Origin of the sequence: Actinospineispora acaciae DSM 45401 (assembly GCF_000620785.1) — a bacterium.
GTDB classification, from domain to species: Bacteria; Actinomycetota; Actinomycetes; order Mycobacteriales; family Pseudonocardiaceae; genus Pseudonocardia; species Pseudonocardia acaciae.
The window spans coordinates 461,839-486,086 of record NZ_JIAI01000002.1; the positions used below are offsets into that span (position 1 = coordinate 461,839).

At 73.4% G+C, this 24,248-nt stretch carries 22 protein-coding genes; 17 read left to right on the forward strand and 5 right to left on the reverse strand.

The annotated features are described in order from the left end of the window. Positions 1–2: 2 nt before the first annotated feature. From N912_RS0111790 to N912_RS0111805, 4 genes are all read right to left on the reverse strand, one after another. Positions 3–632, reverse strand: a complete 630-nt coding sequence (locus N912_RS0111790) for a VC0807 family protein (protein WP_028922584.1) — start codon at positions 630–632, stop codon at positions 3–5. An 89-nt stretch (positions 633–721) separates the two neighbouring features. Continuing rightward, entirely contained in the window at positions 722–1,759 is a 1,038-nt protein-coding gene (locus N912_RS60195) for an LLM class flavin-dependent oxidoreductase (protein ID WP_051580066.1), read from the reverse strand. 20 nt (positions 1,760–1,779) lie between these two features. Beyond that, on the reverse strand, positions 1,780–2,361 hold the full coding sequence (locus N912_RS0111800; protein WP_028922585.1) for a cysteine hydrolase family protein: 582 nt from the start codon (positions 2,359–2,361) through the stop codon (positions 1,780–1,782). After that, positions 2,358–3,800 (reverse strand): MFS transporter, encoded by a 1,443-nt coding sequence (locus tag N912_RS0111805; RefSeq protein ID WP_028922586.1) that lies wholly within the window; start codon positions 3,798–3,800, stop codon positions 2,358–2,360. Before N912_RS0111805 ends, N912_RS0111800 begins: the two co-directional genes overlap by 4 nt. A 114-nt stretch (positions 3,801–3,914) precedes the next feature. Here N912_RS0111805 and N912_RS0111810 point away from each other — a divergent pair, with 114 nt between their 5' ends. From N912_RS0111810 to N912_RS0111845, 8 genes are all read left to right on the forward strand, one after another. After that, the gene (locus N912_RS0111810; RefSeq protein WP_211261216.1) at positions 3,915–4,691 is read left to right on the forward strand and encodes an IclR family transcriptional regulator; all 777 of its coding nucleotides are present in this window, start codon (positions 3,915–3,917) and stop codon (positions 4,689–4,691) included. A 55-nt stretch (positions 4,692–4,746) separates the two neighbouring features. Continuing rightward, entirely contained in the window at positions 4,747–5,379 is a 633-nt protein-coding gene (locus tag N912_RS0111815) for a DUF1707 SHOCT-like domain-containing protein (protein WP_028922588.1), read from the forward strand. Between the two features lie 125 nt (positions 5,380–5,504). Next, positions 5,505–7,166 carry a urocanate hydratase gene (gene hutU, locus N912_RS0111820; protein ID WP_028922589.1) on the forward strand — a complete coding sequence of 554 codons (1,662 nt, stop codon included), beginning with the start codon at positions 5,505–5,507 and terminating at the stop codon, positions 7,164–7,166. Then, positions 7,163–8,353 carry an allantoate amidohydrolase gene (locus tag N912_RS0111825; RefSeq protein WP_028922590.1) on the forward strand — a complete coding sequence of 397 codons (1,191 nt, stop codon included), beginning with the start codon at positions 7,163–7,165 and terminating at the stop codon, positions 8,351–8,353. Before hutU ends, N912_RS0111825 begins: the two co-directional genes overlap by 4 nt. After that, the gene (locus N912_RS0111830; protein WP_028922591.1) at positions 8,350–9,672 is read left to right on the forward strand and encodes a formimidoylglutamate deiminase; all 1,323 of its coding nucleotides are present in this window, start codon (positions 8,350–8,352) and stop codon (positions 9,670–9,672) included. The genes N912_RS0111825 and N912_RS0111830 overlap by 4 nt, the downstream gene beginning before the upstream one ends. Continuing rightward, entirely contained in the window at positions 9,669–10,829 is a 1,161-nt protein-coding gene (gene hutI, locus N912_RS0111835) for an imidazolonepropionase (RefSeq protein ID WP_028922592.1), read from the forward strand. Before N912_RS0111830 ends, hutI begins: the two co-directional genes overlap by 4 nt. Before the next feature lie 79 nt (positions 10,830–10,908). After that, entirely contained in the window at positions 10,909–12,321 is a 1,413-nt protein-coding gene (locus N912_RS0111840; RefSeq protein WP_028922593.1) for a fatty acid desaturase, read from the forward strand. Continuing rightward, complete coding sequence (locus N912_RS0111845; RefSeq protein ID WP_028922594.1) at positions 12,318–12,950, forward strand: TetR/AcrR family transcriptional regulator; 633 nt, start codon at positions 12,318–12,320, stop codon at positions 12,948–12,950. The genes N912_RS0111840 and N912_RS0111845 overlap by 4 nt, the downstream gene beginning before the upstream one ends. On the opposite strand, the gene N912_RS0111850 is transcribed toward N912_RS0111845, so the two are convergent. Continuing rightward, a complete protein-coding gene (locus tag N912_RS0111850; RefSeq protein WP_084210819.1) occupies positions 12,947–14,347 on the reverse strand; it encodes an N-acetylmuramoyl-L-alanine amidase in 1,401 nt (466 codons plus the stop codon). The two genes, N912_RS0111845 and N912_RS0111850, sit on opposite strands and share 4 nt — an antisense overlap. 253 nt (positions 14,348–14,600) lie before the next feature. Between N912_RS0111850 and N912_RS51290 the strand changes: the two genes are divergently transcribed. The 9 genes from N912_RS51290 (at position 14,601) to N912_RS0111895 (ending at position 24,235) form a co-directional block, all read left to right on the forward strand. After that, entirely contained in the window at positions 14,601–16,421 is a 1,821-nt protein-coding gene (locus tag N912_RS51290) for an APC family permease (protein ID WP_245645256.1), read from the forward strand. Then, entirely contained in the window at positions 16,418–17,581 is a 1,164-nt protein-coding gene (locus N912_RS0111860) for an NAD(P)/FAD-dependent oxidoreductase (RefSeq protein WP_028922596.1), read from the forward strand. Before N912_RS51290 ends, N912_RS0111860 begins: the two co-directional genes overlap by 4 nt. Before the next feature lie 107 nt (positions 17,582–17,688). Beyond that, positions 17,689–18,462, forward strand: coding sequence for an ABC transporter ATP-binding protein (locus N912_RS51295; RefSeq protein ID WP_051580068.1), 774 nt, complete (start codon positions 17,689–17,691; stop codon positions 18,460–18,462). Then, positions 18,459–19,295, forward strand: coding sequence for an ABC transporter permease (locus N912_RS0111870; RefSeq protein ID WP_051580069.1), 837 nt, complete (start codon positions 18,459–18,461; stop codon positions 19,293–19,295). The genes N912_RS51295 and N912_RS0111870 overlap by 4 nt, the downstream gene beginning before the upstream one ends. Positions 19,296–19,306: 11 nt before the next feature. Next, on the forward strand, positions 19,307–20,344 hold the full coding sequence (locus N912_RS0111875) for an ABC transporter substrate-binding protein (protein ID WP_028922598.1): 1,038 nt from the start codon (positions 19,307–19,309) through the stop codon (positions 20,342–20,344). Between the two features lie 34 nt (positions 20,345–20,378). Then, entirely contained in the window at positions 20,379–21,272 is an 894-nt protein-coding gene (locus tag N912_RS60200; protein WP_064745241.1) for a creatininase family protein, read from the forward strand. 19 nt (positions 21,273–21,291) lie between these two features. Continuing rightward, positions 21,292–21,927 carry a class II aldolase/adducin family protein gene (locus N912_RS51305; protein WP_169747865.1) on the forward strand — a complete coding sequence of 212 codons (636 nt, stop codon included), beginning with the start codon at positions 21,292–21,294 and terminating at the stop codon, positions 21,925–21,927. Next, on the forward strand, positions 21,924–23,171 hold the full coding sequence (locus N912_RS51310; RefSeq protein ID WP_037064237.1) for a Tm-1-like ATP-binding domain-containing protein: 1,248 nt from the start codon (positions 21,924–21,926) through the stop codon (positions 23,169–23,171). Before N912_RS51305 ends, N912_RS51310 begins: the two co-directional genes overlap by 4 nt. Beyond that, positions 23,168–24,235: a zinc-dependent alcohol dehydrogenase gene (locus N912_RS0111895; protein ID WP_028922599.1), complete on the forward strand. Its 1,068-nt coding sequence runs from the start codon at positions 23,168–23,170 to the stop codon at positions 24,233–24,235. The genes N912_RS51310 and N912_RS0111895 overlap by 4 nt, the downstream gene beginning before the upstream one ends. Positions 24,236–24,248: the final 13 nt, after the last annotated feature.

Sequence of the window (24,248 nt, forward strand, 5' to 3'; positions counted from 1 at the left end):
CCCTACGGACGGCCGGCGCGGCCTCGGATCGTCCACGTGATCAGGACGCCGTACGTGGCGACCATGAGTGCGGTGGACGCGGCCACGGCGACGTCGACGGGCAGCAGGTAGACCAGCGGGACCCGGAGCACGGCCTCGGCGAGCAGCCCGCCGCCCCAGCCGGCGGACAACACGTACCAGCGCCGGCGCAGGGCGGGCTCGGCGGCGGTTCGTGCGCGCAGCTCGGCGGCGGCGTCCGGGCCGGCGAACCGCTGCGCCGCGTAGTAGCACAGCGGGCTTCGGGTCAGGCAGCTCGCCAGGAACACGATCCCGGCCACACCGTTGACGATGGACTCCTTGACCAGCATGAACCGTTGATCGCCCGTGAGGAACGCCAGCCCGAGCCCGGCCGCGAACAGCACCAGCAGGAACGCCGCGAACACGTCCAGGTTGCGGCGCCGCAGGGCGACCCAGACGATGCGCGCGACACACGCGACGGTGCCGGCCGTCAGCGCCACGAAGTCGCCGAGGCCCAGCGCGCGGGCGCCGTAGTAGACGGCCACCGGAATGCCGACGTCTGCGGCCAGCGGACGCACCATCGTCCGAAAGCTGGGGCGGGCGGTCTTGGTTGTGGTCGTCGTGGTCCTGGTCATCGCTTCTCCTGAAATCGTCACAGGTGAAGCGTCGCGCGCGGTGGCCGCCCGTGACCCCGACAGCGGTCACCGTCCGGGGATGACAGTTGTCATCCGCGCGGGGGTTCGGCGGCGTGCAGGGCCGGGATCACCTCGGCGGCGAACAGCTTGCTGGCCTCGGCGAGCAGTTCGGGGTCGGCGTCGCGGGAGTGGCCGGCGATGACCAGGTGGGTCAGGCCGGTGTCCAGCAGGGCGGTGAGCCGGCGGACGCAGTGTTCGGGGGTGCCGATCACGGCGAAGCGGTCGACGAAGGCGGGGTCGCGCAGCGCGGCCCGGCCGGAGCCGAGCGTGGCGTGGCCGTGCGCGTCGTAGGCGTCGGTGATCTCGTTGACCGCCGCGCGGTCGGTTGAGGCCAGGCCGTGGGTGCCGCCGCGTTGCATGCCGGAGAAGCGCGCGAACACGCTGAGGCTGCCCGCGACCAGGTCGTGCGCGGTCTCCGGGCGGGGGTGGCACACGGCGTTCACGTAGGCGCCGAACGAGATGGCGTCGGGGTCGAGGCCGGCCTCGGCGCGGGCCTGGCGGGCGACCCCGATCGCCCAGCGCACCCGGTCGGGGTCGGCGCCCACGGTGAACGACAGCCGGTCGGCGACGCGGGCGCCGGCGGCGATCGCCTTCGGGCCGGTGGCCGCCACGTCGACCGGGACCTTGGGCAGCCCGGTGTCGGTGATCCACGACATCCGGCTGGGGTAGCCGTCCAGGTCGACGGGCTGGCCGGCGAGGTAGCGCTGCAGGTGGCGCAGGTGGGCCTCGAAGTCGGGCACGGCGGCCGGACGGCGGCCGAGGTGGGACAGCGCGGAGTCGCCCCGGCCGATGCCGAGCACGGCCCGGCCGCCGGAGTACTGCTGAACCGTCGCGATCGCGGCGGCGGTGACCGCCGGGTGCCGGGTGACCGGGTTGGTGACGCCGGTGCCCAGCCCGAGGGTGTCGGTCACGGTGGCGGCCATGGTCAGCACCGCGTACGGGTCGCCGGTGAGGTTCTGGCTGTCGGCCACCAGCAGGCCGTCCCAGCCGTGGTCCTCGGCCTGGCGGGCCAGCCGGGGCAGCTCGCGCGCGGAGGTGAAGCTGAGCATCCAGATCTCCGGGTGCACGGATGAGGTCCTCTCGTTGGTTACCGCCACTGTTCGCCCACCGCGTCCAGGGTGGTGACCCAGCCGAACGCGGTGCCGATGACCTTGAGCGCGTGCTCGTGGGTGGCCGTGTCCATGTCCGCGGTGGCGTCCGCGACGACGTGCGCGTTCAGGTTCGCGTACGCGGCGTCGCGGACGGTGGAGTCGACGCAGGTGCCGGTCAGGACGCCACAGAGCACCACAGTGTCGAGCCCGCGCTCGTGCAGCAGCGCCCGCAGCGGGGTGTCCCAGAACGCGCTGAACCTGGTCTTGGTGATCACCGGGTCGCCAGGGGCCGGGCGCAGCTCGTCGACGCCGTCGGCGTCCCATGAGCCCGGCGCGAGGTAGCCGCTCGCGACCAGCTCGGGGAACAGGTGCGCGACGATCGGGAAGTCGCCGACGTGCACGTGCCGGGTGTGCAGCACCGGCACGCCGGCCCGCCGGGCGAGGCCGACCAACCGCCGGCAGGGTTCGATCACGGCGGCCAGCGGGGTCACGTCGTAGCCGGCGCGCGCCCAGGAGCCGTCCGGGTGGCAGAAGCCGTTCTGCATGTCCACCACGACCAGCGCGGTGCGGCCGGTCACGGGGACACGTCCTCGAGCCGGCGGTTGCGGGTGCGCACGGTCAGCTGGGCCAGCGCCGCCGCCGCGACCAGGAACCCGCAGATGATCGCCAGCGCGGCCGGGGCGTGCAGCCGCTCCACGTTCTGCGCGATCAGGAACACCCCGATCCCGCCGCCGACGTGCCCGATCCCATCGGTGATGCCGAACGCGCCGGCGCGCATCCGGGTCGGGAAGCTCTCCGCGGTCAGCGCGTAGGTCGGCGCGAACCACAGGTTGTAGCCGAAGAAGATCAGCACCGAGCCCAGGAACGCCACCGGCATGCTGCCGCCGCTCGCGCCGACCAGGACCGCGCCCACGATCACGATCGCGGTGCCCACCGGCAGCCAGTGCTTGCGTTCCAGCGCCTCGACCACGAAGTAGCCGACGACCTCGGCGGCCAGGTAGCCGAACGTGCCGATGGCGACGATCATCCCGGCCTCGGACGGGGTGTACCGGACCGCGGACAGGATCGAGGTCAGCCCGGCGCCGAAGCCGTACACGGTGGTGTACGCCAGCACCCAGATCGCCGTGATGAGCAGGCACCTGCCCAGGTAGCGGCGGCTGGTGAACAGGTCGAGCAGCGAGCCTCGCCCGGCCGGCTCGGGCACCGAGGGCGCGGGGGCCGGGGTCGGCTCGCGAGGTGGCGTCCAGCCGCGCGAGCGCGCCCGGCGCTCCATGTCGACGATCACGGCGTCCGCCCTGGCCAGCTTGCCGCGCGCCAGCAGCCATCGTGGCGACTCCGGGAGCTTGAGCCGCAGCAGCAGCGCGACCAGCGCCAACAGCGCGCCGACGGCGTACATCCACCGCCATGCTCCCGGGTTGTCGGCGCTCGCGGCGGCGAACGGCAGGCCCTGCGGCCACGGCGCGGCGGGGGTGGTGAGCACCAGGCCCAGCCAGGTCGCGCCGGCCGCCCCGATGGCGGAGAGCACCAGCACCAGGGTGGTGAACCTGGCGCGGGCGGCCCGGGGCGCCACCTCGCTGATGTAGACGTTCACGATCGCGATGTCCGCGCCGACGCCCAGCCCGGTGATCGCCCGGGCCAGCACGAAGTGGGTGTAGTCGCCGGCCAGCGCGTTGTACAGCGAACCGAGGCCGGTGAGCAGCATGGTGAACATCAACATGTCTCGCCGGCCGAAGCGGTCGGCCAGCCGGCTGAGCACCACCGCGCCGACCGCGTAGCCCACCAGGTTGGCCAGCACCGGGGTGCCGAGCCAGTGCACGGCCGTCTCCGGCGCGCAGCCCGCCACGATGTCCAGGCAGGTCTGGATGAACGAGACGTTGATGTCGAAGATGTCGTAGTAGGTGAACGCGGTGCCGATGCCGATCACCACGACGAACAACCGGGGCAGCGACCAGACGTCGATCCGGTCGAGCCTGCGCAGGTGTCCGCCGGCGTCGGTGGCGGGCGCTGTGTGAGTCATGACGGCCTCCCGCACAAGAGAGTGCGTGCCGTCACACGCCCCTGTGAACTGCGCGAGCGGCGAACCTGGCTCGTATCCGAGACACTTGGGAGACACTTGGGGGACACTTGGCGGGTGCGACCGAGCGAACAGGTGCCCAGCGCGACGCGGGCGTTGACGGTGCTGCGGATGCTGGCCGCCCAGCCGGGGCCGGTGCCCGCGGCCGTGATCGCGCGCGAGGTCGGGTTGCCCCGCTCGACGACGTATCACCTGCTCGCGGCCATGGCCGAGCAGGGTTTCGTCGCGCACCTCGCGGAGGAACGCCGGTGGGCGCTGGACGTCGCCGCGTTCGAGATCGGCTCGGCGTACCTGCGGCACCGCCCGCTGGAGCGGCTGGCCCGCCCGCTGCTGGCGCGGCTGGTCGACGCGGTCGGCGAGACCGCCCAGCTCGGGGTGCTGCACGGGCCGGACATCCTGTACCTGCTCAAGGAGCAGCCGCGCCGCCCGGTGCCGCTGATCAGCGACGTCGGGGTGCGGCTGCCCGGCGCGCTCACCGCGTCCGGGCGCGCGATCCTCGCCTACCTGCCCAGGGCACAGGTGCGCGCGCTGTTCCCGTCGCCGGCGGCGTTCGTGGACCGCACCGGCCGGGGCCCGCGCTCGCTGGCCCAGCTGCGCCGGCTGCTGGCCGAGGACCGCCGCCGGGGCTGGTCGGACGAGGACGAGTGCGTGACCGAGGGGTTCGCCTCGGTGGCGGCCGCCGCGTTCGACCACGGCGGCCGGCCGGTCGCGGCCATCGGCGTGACCTTCCCGCGCCCGTCCCGGGAGCCCGACCAGTGGCCCGCCGTGGCCGCCCAGGTGCGGACCGCGGCGGCGGCGCTGACCCGGCGGCTGCGCGGGCGCGAACCGTCCTGAGCGGGCGCCGTCATCGAGCTACCGGCGCGGTGGCCACCGCAATAGGCTCGCCGGCGTGACCGAGCTGCCCGAACCAGTCGATGACCACCTGCGGCAACGCGCCTCGGACGCGGACCGGGAGCGGGTCGCGGCGGTGCTGCGCAACGCGACGGCCGAGGGCCGCCTGACCATGGGCGAGCTGGACGAACGGCTGGCCGCGCTGTACGCGACGAAGACCTACGGCGAGCTGGTGCCGTTCACCAGGGACCTGCCCGTGCCCGCGCAGCCCCCGGTGCCCGAGGCGTCTGCGGCGGCGGGCGCGGGCGCCGGCGTGGTCGGTACCCCCGCCTCCCGGCACGCGATAGCCGTGATGTCCGGCTTCCGGTACAAGGGCGACTGGGTGGTTCCGACCAGCATGACCGCGTTCGCCTTCTGGGGCGGCGGGGAGATCGACCTGCGGTACGCGCGGTTCACCGGGCCGGAGACGACCATCCGGTGCACGGCGATCATGGGCGGGGTCTCGATCACCGTGCCGGAGGACATCACCGTGCGCGTGGACGGCGTCGGCATCATGGGCGGCTTCGACCGAGGCGGCGCCGGCGAGGGGCCGCCCGGGGCGCCGGTCGTGCGCATCACCGGTTTCGCGTTCTGGGGCGGGGTCGACGTGCGACGCAAGAAGCGCAAGCAGCGGCCCCAGATCGAGGGGTGAGGGCGGGCGCCCGACCCGGTGATGTCTGGTATCTGAGACGGAACCGGGGGCTCGGCCCTGGCCTCCGGCGGGCGGGGCGGCAATGCTCGGGCCGAGATCGTCCGTGGCAAGACGGGAGTGACGAGATGAGCGAACCACGACAGGTCCGAGCCCCCCGGGGCAGCGCGCTCACCGCGAGGAGCTGGCAGACCGAGGCGCCGCTGCGGATGCTCCAGAACAACCTGGACCCGGAGGTCGCCGAGCGGCCGGACGCGCTGGTGGTCTACGGCGGCACCGGGCGCGCCGCCCGGGACTGGGCCAGCTTCGACGCCATGGTCAGGACGCTGACCACGCTCGCGGACGACGAGACGATGCTGGTGCAGTCCGGGCGGCCGGTCGGCGTGCTGCGGACCCACGAGTGGGCGCCCCGGGTGCTGATCGCGAACTCCAACCTGGTCGGTGACTGGGCGAACTGGCCGGAGTTCCGCCGGCTGGAGCACCTCGGGCTGACCATGTACGGCCAGATGACGGCCGGGTCGTGGATCTACATCGGCACCCAGGGCATCGTGCAGGGCACCTACGAGACGTTCGCGGCCGTCGCGGAGAAGCGGTTCGGCGGCACCCTGGCCGGCACGCTCACGCTGACCGCCGGCTGCGGCGGGATGGGCGGCGCGCAGCCGCTGGCGGTCACGCTCAACGACGGCGTCTGCCTGATCGTGGACGTGGACGAGACCCGGCTGCGGCGCCGGGTGGAGCACCGCTACCTCGACGAGGTCGCCCCGGACCTGGACGCGGCGATCGAACGCTGCGAGCGCGCGAAGCGGGAGCGGCGCGCGCTGTCGGTCGGGGTGGTGGGCAACGGCGCCTGGGTGTTCCCCGAGCTGCTCCGGCGGGGCGTGGAGATCGACATCGTGACCGACCAGACCAGCGCGCACGACCCGCTGAGCTACCTGCCCGAGGGCATCGACCTGGACGACTGGGGCGACTACGCGGAGAAGAAGCCGCAGGAGTTCACCGACCGGGCGCGCGCCTCGATGGCCAAGCACGTGGAGGCGATGGTCGGGTTCGCCGACGCCGGCGCCGAGGTGTTCGACTACGGCAACTCCATCCGGGACGAGGCGCGCCAGGGCGGGTTCGACCGGGCGTTCGCCTACCCGGGCTTCGTGCCGGCGTACATCCGGCCGCTGTTCTGCGAGGGCAAGGGGCCGTTCCGGTGGGTGGCGCTGTCCGGCGACCCGAAGGACATCGCGGCCACCGACCGCGCGGTGCTGGAGCTGTTCGGAGACAACGACAGGCTGCAGCGGTGGATCCGCGCGGCCCAGGACCGGATCGCCTTCCAGGGCCTGCCGGCGCGGATCTGCTGGCTGGGGCACGGCGAGCGGGACCGGGCCGGGCTGCGGTTCAACGAGCTGGTGGCCTCCGGCGAGATCAGCGCGCCGATCGCGATCGGCCGCGACCACCTGGACGGCGGGTCGGTGGCCTCGCCGTACCGGGAGACCGAGGCGATGGCCGACGGCTCGGACGCGATCGCGGACTGGCCGCTGCTCAACGCGATGCTGAACACCGCCAGCGGCGCGACCTGGGTGTCCATCCACCACGGCGGTGGGGTGGGCATCGGGCGCAGCATCCACGCCGGCCAGGTGAGCGTGGCCGACGGCACCGAGCTGGCCGCGCGCAAGCTGGCCAGGGTGCTGGACAACGACCCGGCCACCGGGGTGCTGCGGCACGTCGACGCCGGCTACGAGCTGGCCGGTCAGGTCGCCGAGGAGCACGGGATCCGGGTTCCCATCCAGGAAACGGACTCATGACGTTCGACGGGCTGTGGGACGAGCTGGCGCCGGTCGGTCGGGACGCGGGCAGCGGTGGTTACCGCCGGTTCGCGTGGACCCGTACGGACGGTGAGCTGCGCGAATGGTTCACCGGGGAGGCGCGGCGGCGGTCGCTGGACGTCATGAGCGACCGGGGCGGCAACCTGTGGGCCTGGCTGGGTGACCCGGACGCCGACGGGCCGGGGCTGGTGGTGGGCAGCCACCTGGACTCGGTGCCGGACGGCGGCGCGTTCGACGGCCCGCTCGGCGTGGTGTCCGCGTTCGCGGCGTTGGACGCGCTGCGCGAGTCCGGCTGGCGCCCGAGCCGGCCGCTGGCGATCGCGGCGTTCTCCGACGAGGAGGGCGCCCGGTTCGGGGTGGCCTGCGCCGGCAGCCGGATCATCACCGGCGCGCTGGACGCGGACCGGGCCCGCTCGCTGGCGGACGTGGACGGCACCACGATGGCGGAGGCGATGGCGGCCGCCGGGCACGACCCGGCGCGGGTCGGGCGGGACGACGAGGCGCTGCGCCGGGTCGGGACGTTCGTCGAGCTGCACATCGAGCAGGGCAAGGGGCTGGTCGACGGCGACGCGGCGGTCGGGGTGGCGAGCGCCATCTGGCCGCACGGGCGGTGGCGGCTGGACCTGCGCGGGCGGGCCGACCACGCCGGCACCACCCGGCTCGCGGACCGCTCGGACCCGATGCTCGACCTGGCCGCCGCCATCGCGAAGGCCCGCGCCGCCGCGGCCGAGCACGACGCGCTGGCCACCATCGGCAAGCTCGCCGTGCACCCGAACGGCGTGAACGCCATCCCGTCGGCGGTGACCGCATGGCTGGACGCCCGAGGCCCTGTCGAGGCGGACGTCAGGAAGGTGGTGGCCGCCGTGGGCGCCGCCGCCGGGGTGACGCCGGCCGAGGAGTCGTGGACCTCGGCCACCGCGTTCGACGCCGAACTGCGGGACAGGCTCGCGCGCGTGCTGGCCGGCGCCGACGGAAAGCCGGCCCCCGTGCTCCCCACCGGGGCCGGGCACGACGCCGGCATCCTGTCCGCCGCCGGCATCCCGACCGCCATGCTGTTCGTCCGCAACCCGACGGGCGTGTCCCACGCGCCCGACGAGCACGCCGAGCCGGCCGACTGCCACCACGGCGTGCGCGCGCTGGCCCAGGTGCTGGAGAACCTGGCGTGACCTGGTTCTGCGAGCACGCCTGGCTCGACGACGGCGTCCGGGCGAACGTGCGGGTGGTCGCGGACGCGGGGCGGATCACGGCGGTCACCGCCGGCGCGGACCCGGCGCCCGGCGACACCAGGCTGGCCGGCCTGGTGCTGCCCGGGTTCGCCAACGCGCACAGCCACGCCTTCCACCGCGCGCTGCGCGGGCGCACGCACGACAGGGGCGGCACGTTCTGGACGTGGCGGGAGCGGATGTACGCCGTCGCGCAGCGGCTCGACCCGGACGGCTACCTCGCGCTGGCCCGAGCGGCGTACGCGGAGATGGCGCTGGCCGGGGTCACGGCGGTCGGCGAGTTCCACTACCTGCACCACGGCCCGGGCGGGACCCCGTACCACGACCCGAACGCCATGGGCCGCGCGCTCATCGCGGCCGCCGCCGACGCCGGGATCCGGCTGACCCTGCTGGACGCCTGCTACCTCGCGGGCGGGCTCACCGCCGGCGGCCACACCCCGCCGGACCCGGTCCAAAAAAGGTTCGCCGACGCCGACGCCGCCGCATGGGCCGAACGGGTCGCGGAACTGGCCGACAGCGACACCGTACGGATCGGCGCCGCCGTGCACTCCGTGCGCGCCGTCCCCGCGGACCAGCTCGCGCCCGTACTCACCGCCGCCCGTGACCGGCCGCTGCACGCGCACCTCTCCGAGCAGCCCGCCGAGAACGAGGCCTGCCTGGCGCACTACCGGCAGACCCCGACCGCGCTGCTGGCCGCCCACGGAGTCCTCGGCGAACACACCACCGCCGTCCACGCCACCCACCTGACCAGCGAGGACATCCGGCGGCTGGGCGGCTCGCGGACGACCGTGTGCGCCTGCCCGACCACCGAGGCCGACCTCGGCGACGGCATCGGCCCGTTCCGCGCGCTGGCCGACGCCGGCTCCCCGCTGGCCGTGGGCAGCGACCAGCACGCGCACACCGACCTGCTCACCGAGGCGCGGCTGGTCGAGTCCTACGAGCGGCTGGCCCACCGCGAGCGCGGCCGGTTCACCCCGCCGGCGCTGGTCGCCGCGCTGACCGAGGCCGGCCAGGCGAGCATCGGCTGGCCCGACGCCGGCCGCATCGCCCCCGGCCGGCGCGCCGACCTGGTCGCCGTCGCGCTGGACACCGCGCGCACCGCGGGCACAACGCCCGAGCAGGCCGTGCTGGTCGCCACCGCACCCGACGTGCACACCGTGATCGTCGACGGACGCCAGGTCGTCACCGCCGGACGCCACCTGCTCGGAGACGTCGGAGCACACCTGAGGACCGCCATCGAACCGCTGTGGGAGAAACCATGAGCACGCTCGTCACCGGCATCGCCGAGCTGGTCACCAACGACCCGGCCCAGGGCGAGGGTCCGCTGGGCCTGCTCACCGACGCCGCGCTGGTGGTCGACGACGACCACATCGCCTGGGTCGGGCCGGCCGCCCGCGCCCCCGATGCCGACGACCGCGTGGACGTCGACGGCCGCGCGGTACTGCCCGGGTTCGTGGACAGCCACACCCACCTGGTGTTCGCCGACGAGCGGGCCGCCGAGTTCGAGGCGCGCATGTCCGGCGCCCGCTACGACGGCGGCGGCATCGCCTCCACGGTGCGCGCCACCCGGGCGGCCGACGACGCCACGCTGCGCGCACGCCTGAACCAACTGGTCGCCGAGGCCCGCGCCCAGGGCACCACCACGATCGAGGTCAAGAGCGGGTACGGGCTGAACATCGCCGACGAGGAGCGCGCGCTGCGGCTGGCCGGCGAGGTCACCACCGAGACGACGTACCTGGGCGCCCACATCGTCGCGCCCGAGTACGCCGGCAAGGTGGACGAGTACGTCGAGCTGGTCACCGGGCCGATGCTGGCCGCCTGCGCGCCGCACGCCCGCTGGGTCGACGTGTTCTGCGAGCCCGCGTCCCCCCACGCCTTCGACGCCGACGCCAGCCGCGTGATCCTGCAAGCCGGCCGCGCCGCCGGGCTGGACCTGAGGCTGCACGGCAACCAGCTCTCCGAGGGACCCGGCGTGCGCCTGGGCGTCGAGCTGGGCGCCGCGAGCGTGGACCACTGCACGTTCCTGTCCGACGCCGACGTCGACGCGCTGGCCGGCGGCGACACGGTGGCCACCCTGCTGCCCGGCGTGGAGTTCTCCACCCGCCAGCCCTACCCGGACGCGCGCCGGCTGCTCGACGCCGGCGCCACCGTGGCGCTGGCCACCGACTGCAACCCCGGCACCTGCTACACCTCGTCCATGCCGTTCTGCATCGCGCTGGCCGTCCGCGAGATGCGCATGACGCCCGTCGAGGCGGTCCAGGCGGCCACCCTGGGCGCGGCCCGGGCGCTGCGCCGCGACGACGTCGGCCACCTGCGCATCGGCGCGCGGGCCGACCTCGCGCTCCTGAACGCCCCCTCCTACCGCCACCTGGCCTACCGCCCCGGAGTCCCGCTCGCCCGCACCCTGGAGCTCCCCTAGCAACTTTACATCGGACTATCTCTTGTCAAGCTAGCTATACAACAGCTACAGTTTTGTCAACTTCGTCGGGGAGGTTGACATGAGCGGCGCGGCGGGAACGGTTCCGTCCGGTTCGACCGAGCGGTGGACCGATCGCAAGCGGTACCTGTGGTTGATCGGCCTGGTGGTGCCGTCGCTGGCGTTCCTGGCGATCGGCATGCACGCGGTGACCGGCTGGGGCGTCTGGTTCTGGATCGGCCCGATCGTCATCCTCGGGGTGGTGCCGGCGATCGACCTGGTGGCCGGCCTGGACAGGTCGAACCCGCCGGACGACGTGATCGAGGCGCTGGAGAACGACAGGTACTACCGCTGGATCACCTACGCGTTCCTGCCGATCCAGTACGCCGGCTTCGTCGTGGCGTTCTGGCTGATCGCGCGCGGTGACCTGACGCTGGTGGACAAGATCGGGCTGGCGATCAGCATCGGGTGCGTGGGCGGGATCGGCATCAACACCGCGCACGAGCTCGGGCACAAGAAGGAGAGCCACGAGCGCTGGCTGTCGAAGATCGCGCTGGCGCAGAGCTTCTACGGGCACTTCTACATCGAGCACAACCGGGGCCACCACGTGCGGGTGGCCACCCCGGAGGACCCGGCCAGCAGCAGGGTCGGGGAGAGCTTCTACCGGTTCTGGCCGCGCACGGTGGCCGGCTCGGTGCGGTCGGCCTGGCGGCTGGAGCGCAAGCGCTACGCCCGGCGCGACCGGCACCCGTACCGGATCGGCAACGACGTGCTCAACGCCTGGCTGATGTCCGCGGTGCTGTGGGCCGCGATGGTCGCCTGGCTGGGCGTGGGCATCCTGCCGTACCTGGTGATCCAGGCGGTGGTCGGGTTCTCGCTGCTGGAGATCGTCAACTACATGGAGCACTACGGGATGCTGCGGCGGAAGGTCGGCCCGCCGGACCGGCGCCGCTACCAGCGGGTGGACCCGAGCCACAGCTGGAACTCCAACAACATCGCCACCAACGTGCTGCTCTACCACCTGCAGCGGCACAGCGACCACCACGCCAACCCGGTCCGCCGGTACCAGACGCTGCGCGACTTCGCCGAGTCGCCGGTGCTGCCCACCGGGTACTCCGGGATGATGACGCTGGCCCTGATCCCGCCGGTCTGGCGGCGGGTGATGGACCCGCGCGTGCTCGCGCACTTCGACGGCGACATCACCCGCGCCAACATCCAGCCCGGCCGGCGGGCGAAGGTCCTGGCCCGGTACGGAGCCGCGGCGCCGGCGGTCGAGCACTACCCTGCCGACAGCCCTGCCGACCCCCTGGGCAACGCCGAGGCCGGCGGGACGTGCCCCGGCTGCGGTTACGTCTACGACGAGAAGCGCGGCGACCCGCGCGAGGGGTTCCCGGCCGGCACGCCGTGGTCGGTGATCCCGGACTCCTGGTGTTGCCCCGACTGCGGGGTGAAGGAGAAGGTCGACTTCGTGGCAACGGGGACGGTGAGTGCGTGACCATCGGCAGCGAGCGGTCGGCGGTACCGGGCGAGGGCGGCCGGTACCGCCGGCCGCTGATCGAGGCGGCCATCAAGCTCACCGCCGAGGCCGGCTGGGCGGCGGTCACCATGGCACGGCTGGCCGAGGTCGTCGGGGTGAGCCGCCAGACCGTCTACAACGAGATCGGCTCCAAGACCGCGTTGGCCGAGGCCATGGTCTCCCACGAGCTGGGCCGGTTCCTCGCCCTGGTCCGCGACGCGTTCGACCGCCACCCCGAGGACCTGGTCGAGGCGATCTACGCGGCCGCGCTCGGCGTGCTGGAGCTCGCCCACGACAACGCCCTGATCAGGGCGATCGCCTCGGCCACCCACGGCGCCGACACCGAGCTGCTGCCGCTGCTGACCACCAGGGCCGGCACCCTGCTCACCGAGGCCGAGGCGCTGCTGACCCGCCGGGTGCGCTCCTACCGCCCGCCGCTGACCGCCGACCAGGCCGCCGTGCTCGGTGACCTGATCGTCCGGCTGGCCCTGAGCCACATCATGCAACCCTCCGACACCCCGGCCCGCACCGCCGACGGCATCGCCTGGGTCGCCGCCCGCGTCGTCGGCGCCACCTCCGCCCCGCCGCTGCGCCTGGCACGGGCCTAGTCCGGCGCGAACCGACCGCCCGGCAGCGCCTGTACGTCGCGGGCGTCCACGAACACCCGCCGGTGGTTGAACGAGATCGCCCAGAACCGCCGCTGTCCGGTGACCACGCTGTGGTTGTCCGGCGTGTCGGTGCCGTCGAAGCGCGCGAAGTAGTACGCCCCCGGGTTCTCCGCGACGCCGAGGTACACCTGCCCGGCCGGGATGCGGTACGGCAGCGGCGCGAGGTCCGTCGCCGGGATCGTGCCCGGATAGGCGGCCGCCTCCGGGTACGCGGCGCCGTACACCGGAATGGACGTCCGCCCCGGCCGGGGGGTCAGCATCGGCCCGAGCCACCCACCGGGCACGCCGAGCCGACCGCCCGGATCCCGAAACCAGGCCAGCCGCCCGCCGAACCAGATCGCCGTCCACTCGCCGCTGCGCCCCGCCGTGACGAACGACTGCCCGGCCACCGCCTTCGCCGACCAGTCCGACACCTCGGTGGTCCCCGGCGAGCCGTCCGGGTGCACCGCCGGGTCGCCGATCAGCGGGGCGTCGGCGGCCGGGGCGGTCCGCAGGTAGACCACGTTGGAGCCCTGCGCCGGCAGGTCGGTGCACCTCGCCCGCACGCACTGGCGCAGCGGCTGGGCGTTGGCGTCGAACGGCGGCACCAGCGTGAGCACCGACGGCACCGGCACCGGAGGGGCCGCCGCGCTCGCCGGCGACGGCCGGTCACCGCGCAGCGGCTCGCCGAGCAGGGCGAAGAACCGGTCCCAGTCCCAGTACGGGCCGGGGTCGTAGTGCGCCGTGCCGGCCCCCTTCGGCGTGGCGCTGGGCACCTCCTCGTGGCCGAGGATGTGCTCGCGGTCCAGCGGGATGTGGTAGCGGGCCGCGAGGTAGCGCACCAACCGCGCGGAGGACTCGTACATCGCGTCGGTGTACCAGCGGGCGCCGTCGACGAGCACCCCCTCGTGCTCGATGCCGATCGAATGCGTGTTGTACCAGTAGTTCCCGGCGTGGTAGGCGATGTCCTCGGTGCGGACGGCCTGGGTCACGTCGCCGTCCGAGGAACGCACCACGTAGTGCGCCGCCGCGCCCTTGCGCGGGTTGGCGAACAGGCCGAGCGTCCTGTCGTAGGTCTCCTCGGTGTCGTGAATGACGATGTAGCGAATGTCGTTCCCGTCGTGCGGCCGGTCCGCCGTGTCGTAGTTCCCGTCCGCCGCATAGGCGGCCGGGACGAAATGGCACGCCAGCCCCGTCGGGCATTCCGGCACACCGGGATTCGTCGGCGCGAAGACCAGCGGCAGCGCCGAGACCGCAATAGCGGCGACGACGGCGCAGGCCCGGCGAATCCGGCCCCGGGCGGCCCCGGACCTCGAACGCCCGGGCCGGTCGTGAACGACACGTGCGGAGGATGGCATCGAGCGGAACGGTACACGCCCCGGCGACGCGACCGCCGATCGGTGCGGTTCGTGACGGTGATCGACCGGGCGATGCGATGTTCGACACCATTTCCTATGCCGCGCGGGAATGGTGCAATTACTTCCCGGCGAGCCGTCCGCAAGCGTTGCTTGGTCTCAGCGGCACTGACCACCCGTGTCGCCGTCTTCCGTACCGGCCACCGGCCGACCGATGCTGGGGTGCGACGACAGCGGCTCAACGGGGAGGCCGTCGGTGGAGCACGGGGAAGCGGGCGACCAGAAGCTGCGCCGGACGCTGTCCGCCCAGCAGTTGTTGTTCATCTCGATCGGCTCGATCATCGGGTCCGGCTGGCTGTTCGCGGTGCTCGCGGCGGGTTCGGTGGCCGGGCCGGCGGTGGTCGTCTCCTGGGTGCTGGCCGCGGTGCTGGTCCTGTTCATGGCGCTGAACTACGCCGAGACCGGGACCATGCTCCCGCGCAGCGGCGGCATCGTGCGCTACCCGTACCTCACCCACGGCGGGTACCTGGGGTTCCTGATGGGCTGGTCGATGCTGCTGGGCGCGGTGACGACGGTGGCCATCGAGGCGCTCGGCGTCACCCAGTACGCGGCGTCCTACATTCACGAGTGGACCGGGGTCGCGCTGACCGGAGCGGCGGAGGGAAAGAACACGCTCACCGGGGCCGGCCGTATCGTGGCGGTACTGCTGATGGTCGCATTCTTCATTATCAACGTTCTCGGGATACGGTTCTTCGGTCGGTTCAACCAATGGGTGAGCTGGTGGAAGCTCATTATCCCCGTGTTGACGTTCGTGTTGTTGTTCGCGGTATTCCACGGTTCGAACTTCACCATGTACGGAGGCGTCGCGCCGAGGGGCTGGGGCGCGGTGTTCAACGCCATTGCGGTGTCCGGGATCGTGTTCGCGTTCCAGGGGTTCCGGGAAGGGGTGAACTTCGGCGGCGAGTCGCGGCGGCCGCAGCGTGACATCCTCATTGCCACGGTGGGGTCGGTGCTGGTCTGCGCGGTCATCTACGTGCTGTTGCAGGCGGCGTTCGTCGGCGCGCTGAACTGGGGTGCGGCCGGGGTGCGGCCCGGTGACTGGGCCGGGCTGGAGACGAGCGGGTGGGCGCACCAGCCGCTGTACTCGGCGCTGGAGTCGTCGGGCGTGGCGCTGCTGGGCGCGTTCGGGGTGTTCCTGCTGGTCGACGCGGTGATCTCGCCGGCCGGCACCGGCTGGATCTACATGGGCGACACCGCCCGCACGGTGTACGGGATGGCCGTGCACGGCGGGCTGCCCGGCGTGTTCGGGCGGATCAGCGACCGCCACCGGGTGCCGTGGGCCGGGCTGGTCGGCTGCCTGGTGGTCGGCTGCGCGTTCTTCCTGCCGTTCCCGGGCTGGTACCAGCTCATCGGGTTCACCAGCTCCACCGCCGTGGTGACCTACCTGGCCGCGGCCCCCCAGCTCCAGGTGATGCGGCGGGTGGCGCCGGACGCCGAGCGGCCGTTCGTGCTGCGCCGCTCGCGGCTGTTCTCCCCGCTGGGGTTCCTGGCCGCGAGCATGATCCTCTACTGGTCCGGGTACGAGGTGCTGAACGGGGTGGTGGCCACGGTCCTGGTCGCGCTGCCGGTCTACGCGCTGTACCAGGGGCGCAGGCAGGGCCGGCTGGCCGACGGCGCGGCGAAGGCGACCGGCGTGGCGTTCCTGGTGTGCTGGGCCGCGACGCAGGTGGCCGGCCCGCTCGGCACCGGGGTGCTGCCGTTCCCCGCGTTCTGGGGCCTGGTCGCCGCCGAGGTGGCGGCGTTCACGGCGCTGATGTGGCGGGCCGCCACGCCCGAGGGGCGCCGGGAGCTGGGGGCGGCGAGCTGGGCGGTGGTGCTGCTGCTCGCGCTGTACCTGCTGTCGTACTACGGCGCCTACGGCGGCCTGGACAGCCCGGTGCTGCCGTTCCCGTGGGACAGCGCGGTGGCGCTGGTGCTCGGGCTGGGCTGCTACTACTGGGCGGTCGCCAGCGGCTATGCCACGGCGGAGCTGCGCGCGACGGTCAGGTGCCGGGAACCGGAGGGGGCGCAGGGGTGACGGACGTGGTGATCGTGGGCGCCGGGGTGGTGGGCGCGAGCGTGGCGTTCCACCTCGCCGAGCGGGGCGTGGACACGCTGGTGCTGGACGCCGCCGGCTGCCTCGGCGGGCAGACGCCGCGCTCCGGGGCGATCATCCGGGGGCACCACGCCACGGTGGTGGAGGCCGGCCTGGCCTGGGAGAGCCTCACCGACTACTACGAGCGGTGGGACGAGCGGGTGGGCGGCGGATGCGGGTTCACCCGCAGCGGTTTCGCCTACCTCGCCGACGAGGCCGACGCCCCGGCGGTGCGGGCCAACGTCGCCATGCTGCGCCCGCACGGGCTGGCCGAGGAGCTGCTCGAACCCGACGAGCTGGCCGAGGTCGAACCGGCCGCCGTGCCCGACGGCATCAGCCTGGTGGCCTACGAGGAGCGGGCCGGTTACGCCGACCCGGTGGCCACCACGCTCGGGCTGCTCGCGGCCGCGCGGCGGCTCGGGGCGCGGGTGGAGCGGGCGCGCGCGGTGTCGGTGATCGAGTCCGGCGGGCGGGTCTCCGGCGTGCTGACCGACGCCGGTGCGCGGCGCGCGGACGCGGTGCTGCTCGCGGCGGGGGCCTGGACGCCGGGCCTGGCCGCCGGCGTCGGCGTCGAGCTGCCGATCCGGGCCGCGCGCATCCAGGTCATGCTGTACCAACGCCCGTACCAGCTCACGACCCACCTGGTCATGACCGACGTCGCCAACGACACCTACCTGCGCCCCACCGCCGACTGGTGCACCCTGGTCGGCCGGCACGCCCCGGAGCGGGAGTGGCTGGCCGGCCCGGACGCGGACACCGGCGAACCCGACGAGTCGTTCGTCCGGGACTGCCGCGAGCGCCTGGGCCGGCGCGTCCCGAGCATGCGCGACGCCGCCTACCGCCTGGGCCGGACCTGCGCGCTGGACATCACCCCCGACGGGCGCCCGGTGCTCGGCCCGACCGGGCCCGACGGGCTGTACGTGGCGGCGGGCTGGAGCGGCTCGGGCTTCGGCAAGGCGCCCGCGATCGGCGCGGAGCTCGCGCGCTGGATGGTCGACGGCGGCCCCGAACGCCCGGAGCTGACCCGGTTCGGCCCGCGCCGGTTCGTCACCGGCGAACTGATCACCGGCGAGCACGAGTACGGCGCCACCGGCCCGCACTGAGCCCTGCAGGTTGACACGACCGGGTGGCGTCCCTACTTTGTGTAAAGCGTTACACACACGGAGCACGGAGTCCTCGCACCGCAGGCAATGGAGCTTGGGGGAGGCCGTTGAACACCGCGATCCCGAAGGTCACGCTGGATCACCTCTCGGTGCGGCTGGCCGGCAACCAGATCCTCGACGACGTCACGCTCACGGTGGAGCCGCACGAGCTGGTGGGCATCATCGGCACCTCCGGCGGCGGGAAGACGACGTTGCTGCGGGCGGTGGCCGGGCTGTTGCCGGCGGCCGGCGGCTCGGTGCTGCTCGACGGCGACGAGGTGCTGTTCCCGACGCCGAGGATCGCCATGGTGTTCCAGCAGTTCGGGCTGTTCCCGTGGAAGACGGTGCGGGCGAACGTGGAGTACGGGCTGCGCGTGCAGGGCCGGGCCGACGAGGGCGGCGGGGTGGACCGGCTGCTGGAGATCATGAACCTGGCGCACGTGGCGCGGCTGTACCCGCACCAGCTCTCCGGCGGGATGAAGCAGCGGGTGGGGATCGCCAGGGCGCTGTGCGTGGAGCCCGAGCTGCTGTTGCTGGACGAGCCGTTCAGCTCGGTGGACGCGATCACCCGCGAGGTGCTGCAGAACGAGGTGCTGCGGCTGTGGGAGCGCAACCGGGACATGACCGGGATGTTGATCACGCACGACATCGACGAGGCGATCCTGATGGCCGACCGGATAGTGGTCATCGACGGCCCGCCGGGGCGGGTCGCGATGCAGGTTCCGGTGCGCATCCCCCGCCCGCGCACGCCCAGGGGCGTGCGGTCCCACGAGTCCTACGCCGACCTGCGTGACCAGCTCTGGTCCGCGCTGCAGAACGGCTCGCACCTGGAGCGGACATGACGACGATGACCAGCCCGCAGCCGGTCAGCGCGGGCCGGCCGCCGAGGACCCGCCGGCCGGCCCGGAGCATCAACGCGCCGCTCGCGCCCGGCACGACGTGGGCGCTGCGGCTGGCCTCGGTGGTGGCGATCCTCGCGGGCTGGGAGGCGTACGGCAGGGCGGTGAACCCGGTGCTGCTGTCCTCGCCGAGCGCGATCGCCGTCGCGTTCGTGCGGATGGTCGCGGACGGGACGCTGCCCCATGCGCTGGGCGAGAGCCTGGTCGTGCTGGGCATGGGCTCGCTGATCGGGGTGGCGGTCGGGCTGGGCGTGGGCCTGGCCGCCGGGCGCAACCGGGTGCTGGCGGCGCTGATCGAGCTGCCGCTCAACGCCCTCTACGCGACGCCCAGCGTGGCGCTGATCCCGGTCATCGTGGTGTGGTTCGGCTTCGGGCCGACCGCGAAGACGGTGGTGGTGATCCTGTTCGTGCTGTTCCCTGTGCTGATCAACACCATGCGCGGGGTCCAGGAGGTGGATCGCGAGCTGGTCGAGGTGGCCCGCTCGTTCTGCTCGGGCGAACGGCGCATGTGGTTCGACCTGATCCTGCCCTCGGCGCTGCCGTACGTGGTGACCGGGCTGCGGCTGGCCATCGGGCGGGCGCTGATCGGCGTGATCGTGGCCGAGTTCTTCACCGCGTTCGCCGGCCTCGGGCACCTGATCGTGACCAACGCGAACAGCTTCCGCACCGACCGGACGTTCGTCCCCATCCTGGTCATCGCGGTGTTCGGCGTGCTGCTGACCGCGCTGCTGGAGCTGGTCGAGCGTCGCATCGTCCGCTGGTCGGCGAAGGACTGAGGGGGGGCGGCATGCGTACGACACGGGCTCTGCTCGCCGTCCTCTGCCTGCTCGTCGCCGGCTGCGGCGCCTTCGGAGACCGCCCGAGCGCGCCCAGCGGCCCCGGCGGCGGCACCACGATCCGCCTGGGCCTGCCGACCGGGGTGACGAGCTTCGCCAACGCCGACATCGTTGTCGCCCAGCAGAAGGGGTTCCTCGCCGAGGCCGGGCTGAGCGTCCAGACGCAGAACCTGCGCTCGGGGGTGTCGGTGGCGCAGGGCGTGGTCGGCGGCGCGCTCGACGTCGGGGCGGCCAGCATCGAGCCCGTGGTCAACGCAACCGCCGCCGGCGGGGACGTCGCGATCATCGGCGCCTACACCGACCGCCTCGCGGTCTCCGCCGTGACCCCGTCCACCATCCGTACCCCCGCCGACCTGCGCGGGCGCCGGGTGGGCGTGCAGGAGGTCGGCGCGTTCCGCGAGGTGATGTCCAGGCTGGTGCTCAAGTCCGGCGGCCTGACGCCCCGGGACGTGGAGTACGTGCCGGTGGACGCGCAGAACTACACCGCGGCACTGGTCGACGGCCGCATCCAGTCGGCGATCCTGCAGACCGAGCAGGGCATCGCGGCGGTGCGGCAGAACCCGAACCTGCACGTGCTGGCGAACCTCGCCGACATCGTCCCGACCTACCACTACGGCACGTACTTCGTGTCCCGGCCGTGGCTGGAGCGCAACCGGGACACCGCCACCCGGCTGCTCACCGCGCTGACCAGGGCGCACCGGTTCATGTACGAGAACAAGGCGGAGACGGTCCGGATCGTCGCGGGCGCCACCACGTTCGGCGAGGACGTCATCTCCGCCGCGTACGACGAGTTGCTCGGCCGCCAGGGCGTGTTCCCGGTGAACACCGGCCTGGACCGCGAGCGGATCGAGGCGACGGTGGCCACCATGCGCGGGCTGGGGATCCTCGAGCACGACCCGCCGCCGTACGAGCGGCTGGTGGACAGCGGCCCTGTGACCGCCGCCGTGTCGACGCTGGGAGAGCGGCGCGGCGACCCCCGCTGGCGATAGGCGTGCACCGGCTCGACGACAGAGAGGACCGACGATGGCTGAAAAGGATTACATGGACGCCGACGCGAACGCCGAGCGCAAGCACAACATCCTGGCGCTGTCCTACGCCGAGGTCACCGAGCGGCTGGCCGAGGGCAACCAGGACGTGGTGCTCGTGCCGCTCGGCAGCACCGAGAAGCACGGCGCGCACCTCCCGCTGGGCACCGACAGCTACGTGACCATGGAGGTCGTCGAGCGGACCGCCCGCGACGCCGACGTGCTGTACTCGCCGCTGGTCCCGTTCGGCTACTCGCCGCACCACATGGGCCGGCACCTTGAAGGCGCCGGGACCATCACGCTGCGCGCCGAGACCTACCGCCGGGTGATGCACGACGTGGCCCGCAGCCTGATCTACCACGGCTTCCGCAAGCTGGTGTTCGTCAGCCACCACGGCTCGAACGTCAAGCCGATCGACGAGATCATGCGCCAGCTGCGCTACGACACCGGCGCGTACATCTCGTACTACAAGACGCCGACCGAGCGGGACGCCTCGGTGGTGGCCGACCTGTTCGACAACCCGCCGGAGGAGACCCCGGGCTGGCACTCCAGCGAGCTGGAGACCTCGGTGCTGATGGCCACCGCCGACGGGCTGGTCGACATGGACCGCGCGGTGTCCGACACCGCGCATGCGCCGGCCTACATGACCGGGGCGTTCTCCAAGGTCGACGGCACCGCGACCGTGAAGTTCCAGGGCTCGGAGAACATCTGGGTGCCGATGGAGCACCACGAGTACTGCGACACCGCGGTGATCGGCAACCCGTTCCGGTCCAACCGGGACAAGGGCCTGGCCATGCTGGACCGGATGGCCGCGCACCTGACCGCGTACGTCAACGAGGTGCGGCAGTTCAAGGTCGAGATCACCCGGAGCGACTACCCGGAGCGGGCGTGAGGCTGTGACCGAGGCGGCGGTGAGGCTCCTGCGCGAGGAGCTGGTGGCGGTGTCCCGGCGCGGGTACGAACGTGGCCTGGTGGTCGGGGTGAGCGGCAACAACAGCGTGCGGGTGCCCGGCACCGAGCTGGTGCTGATCAAGGCGACCGGCGGCTGCCAGGGCGAGATGGACGTCTCGGACACCGTGCTGATGCGGCTGGACGGCACGGTGCTCGACGACGGGCGCCGGCCGTCCAAGGAGTGGCGCTGGCACCTGGAGGTCTACCGGAACCGGCCGGACGTGGGCGGGATCGTGCACCTGCACCCGCCGCACGCCGTCGCGTTCGCGGTGGCCGACGAGCCGATCCCGCTGGTGCACACGGCGGCCAGGGCGCACCTGCGCCGGGTAGGCGTGGTCGGGCTGCTGCCGGCCGGGTCGGCGGAGCTGGCCGCCGAGGTGGCGCGGGTGCTGGCCGACCCGGACACCCGCGCCGTGGTGCTGCGCGAGCACGGCACCATCACCGTCGGGCCGGACCTGCGGACCGCGTACTACCGCACCGAGTACCTGGAGGACAACGCCAGGGTCGCGCTGCTCGCCGCGCGGCTGCGGCTGACCACGCCCGGCGGGCTGCGGCTGGCCGAGGACACGGCGCCGCTCGCGGAGGTCGGCGGATGAAGCCCGAGTTCGTGGCGGTGCTGGCCACCATGGACACGAAGTCCGCCGAGGCCAGGTTCGTCCGCGACGAGCTGACCGGCCACGGCCTCGCGGCCCGGCTGGTGGACACCGGGCTGCGCCCCTGCCCAGGGGCCGACGTGGCCGCCGCGGAGGTGGCGGGCGCGGGCGGTCACGAGCTCGCGGACCTGCGCGAACACGCACGCCGGGACGTGGCGATGGCCGCGATGGGGGACGGGGCCGGGGTGCTGCTGCGCGGCTGGCTGGCGGACGGGCGGCTGCTCGGCGTGATCGGCATCGGCGGCAACCAGGGCACCTCGATCGCGGCGGCCGCCGTGCGCGAGCTGCCGTACGGGCTGCCCAAGGTGGTGGTGTCCACCGTGGCGTCCGGGAACGTGCGCGGGTTCGTCGGGGACTCCGACATCACCATGATGTTCGCCGTCGGCGACCTGCTCGGCGGCCCCAACGAGGTCACCGGGCCGGTGCTGCGCCGGGCGGCCGCCGCGCTGGCCGGCATGATCTCGGTGCGCGACCAGCCCTGGCTACCCGAGAGCGGCCGGCCGGTCGCGGTGACCGCGTTCGGCAACACCCACGCGGCGGTCACCTCGGCGTCCGCCCGGCTGGCCGCCGCCGGGCGACGCGCGGTGGCGTTCCACGCCTCGGGCGCCTGCGGGTCGGCGATGGAACGACTGGTCGAGGACGGCATGTTCGCCGGCGTGCTGGACCTGACCACGCACGAGCTGCTCGGCGAGCTGGAGCCGGCGGACATCTACGCCCCGGTGCGCCCGGGCCGGCTGACCGCGGCGGGCCGCCGTGCGCTGCCGCAGGTGATCGCGCCCGGCGGCCTGGAGTACTACTGCTTCGGCGCCGAGGACACCATCCCGGCCAGGCTGCGCGGGCGGGCCGTCCACCACCACAACCCCAGGAACACGAACGTGCGCGCCGACGCCGACGAGCTGGCGGCGGTGGCCCGGCTGCTCGCGGCGCGGGCCAACGCCGCCCGGGGCCCGACCGCCGTGCTGGTCCCGCTGCGCGGCTGGTCGGAGGTGGGCGCCCCGGGCGGCGCGCTGCACGACCCGGCGGCGAACGCGGCGTTCGTCCACGTGCTCCACGCCGAGCTGGCCCCGTCGGTGGAGCTGCGCGAGCTGGACATGACGATCAACGATCCCCGGTTCGGCACCGAGGCGGCCGAGGTCCTGCTCGGTGCGCTGACCGGGACGCGACGCTCGGAGGTGGTGCGAGGATGACGATCCCGGACATGATGCGGGCCGCCGTGCTGTTCGGCCCCGGCGACATTCGGGTGGTGGACCGCCCGGTGCCCAAGCCGGGGCCGCACCAGGTGCTGGTGCGGGTGGCGATGTGCGGCACCTGCGCGACCGACCTGAAGATCTTCGACGGGCACTTCCCGCAGACCCCGCCGTTCGGCGAGTTCACCCCCGGCCACGAGTGGACGGGCACGGTGGCCGACCTCGGCGAGGGCGTCGACGAGCTCGCCCCCGGCGACAAGGTGTGCATCGAGGTGCACGCCGGCTGCGGCCGGTGCGACAACTGCGTGGTCGGCCGCTACACCGCGTGCCTGAACTACGCCCGCCCCGGTAAAGGCCAACGGGCGAGTGGAATCACCGTCGACGGCGGCTTCGCCGAGTACGCGGTGCACGACGTCAAGGCGCTGTACAAGATGCCGGAGACGGTGTCGTTCGAGGACGCCGTGCTGATCACTACGGCCGGCACCGGGCTGTACGGCATCGACGTGGCCGGCGGGTACATGGCCGGGCAGGACGTGGTGGTGGTCGGCCCCGGCCCGATCGGCCTGATGACCGTGCAGCTGTGCACGCAGCTCGCGGCGCGCCGGGTGATCCTGGTCGGCACCAGGGAGTCACGCCTGCGCCTGGGCGCCGAGCTGGGCGCGGACGAGATCGTCAACGCGCGCGAGGTCGACCCGGTCGCCAGGGTCCGCGAGCTGACCGGCGGCGACGGCGCGGACTGGGTGATCGAGTCCTCCGGTGGGCCGTCGGTGCCCGAGCAGTGCGTCCAGATGACCAAGCGCGGCGGGCGGATCGTGTTCGTGGCGTTCTACCCGGGGCCGATCACCTTCGACCTCAGCGCGGCCGTCCGGAGCGACATCACCATGTACACCTCCCGGGGCGAGGGCGGCAACAACGTGAAGCGGGCGGTGGCGATGGCCGCGGCCGGGAAGCTGCGCGGCGCCCGGCTGGTGTCCCACCGGTTCGACCTGGCGGACATCGCGGAGGCGTTCCGGGTGGTGCGCGAGCGCGACGGCGACCCGATGAAGGTCGTACTGGTGCCCTGAGCGGGGGCGCCCG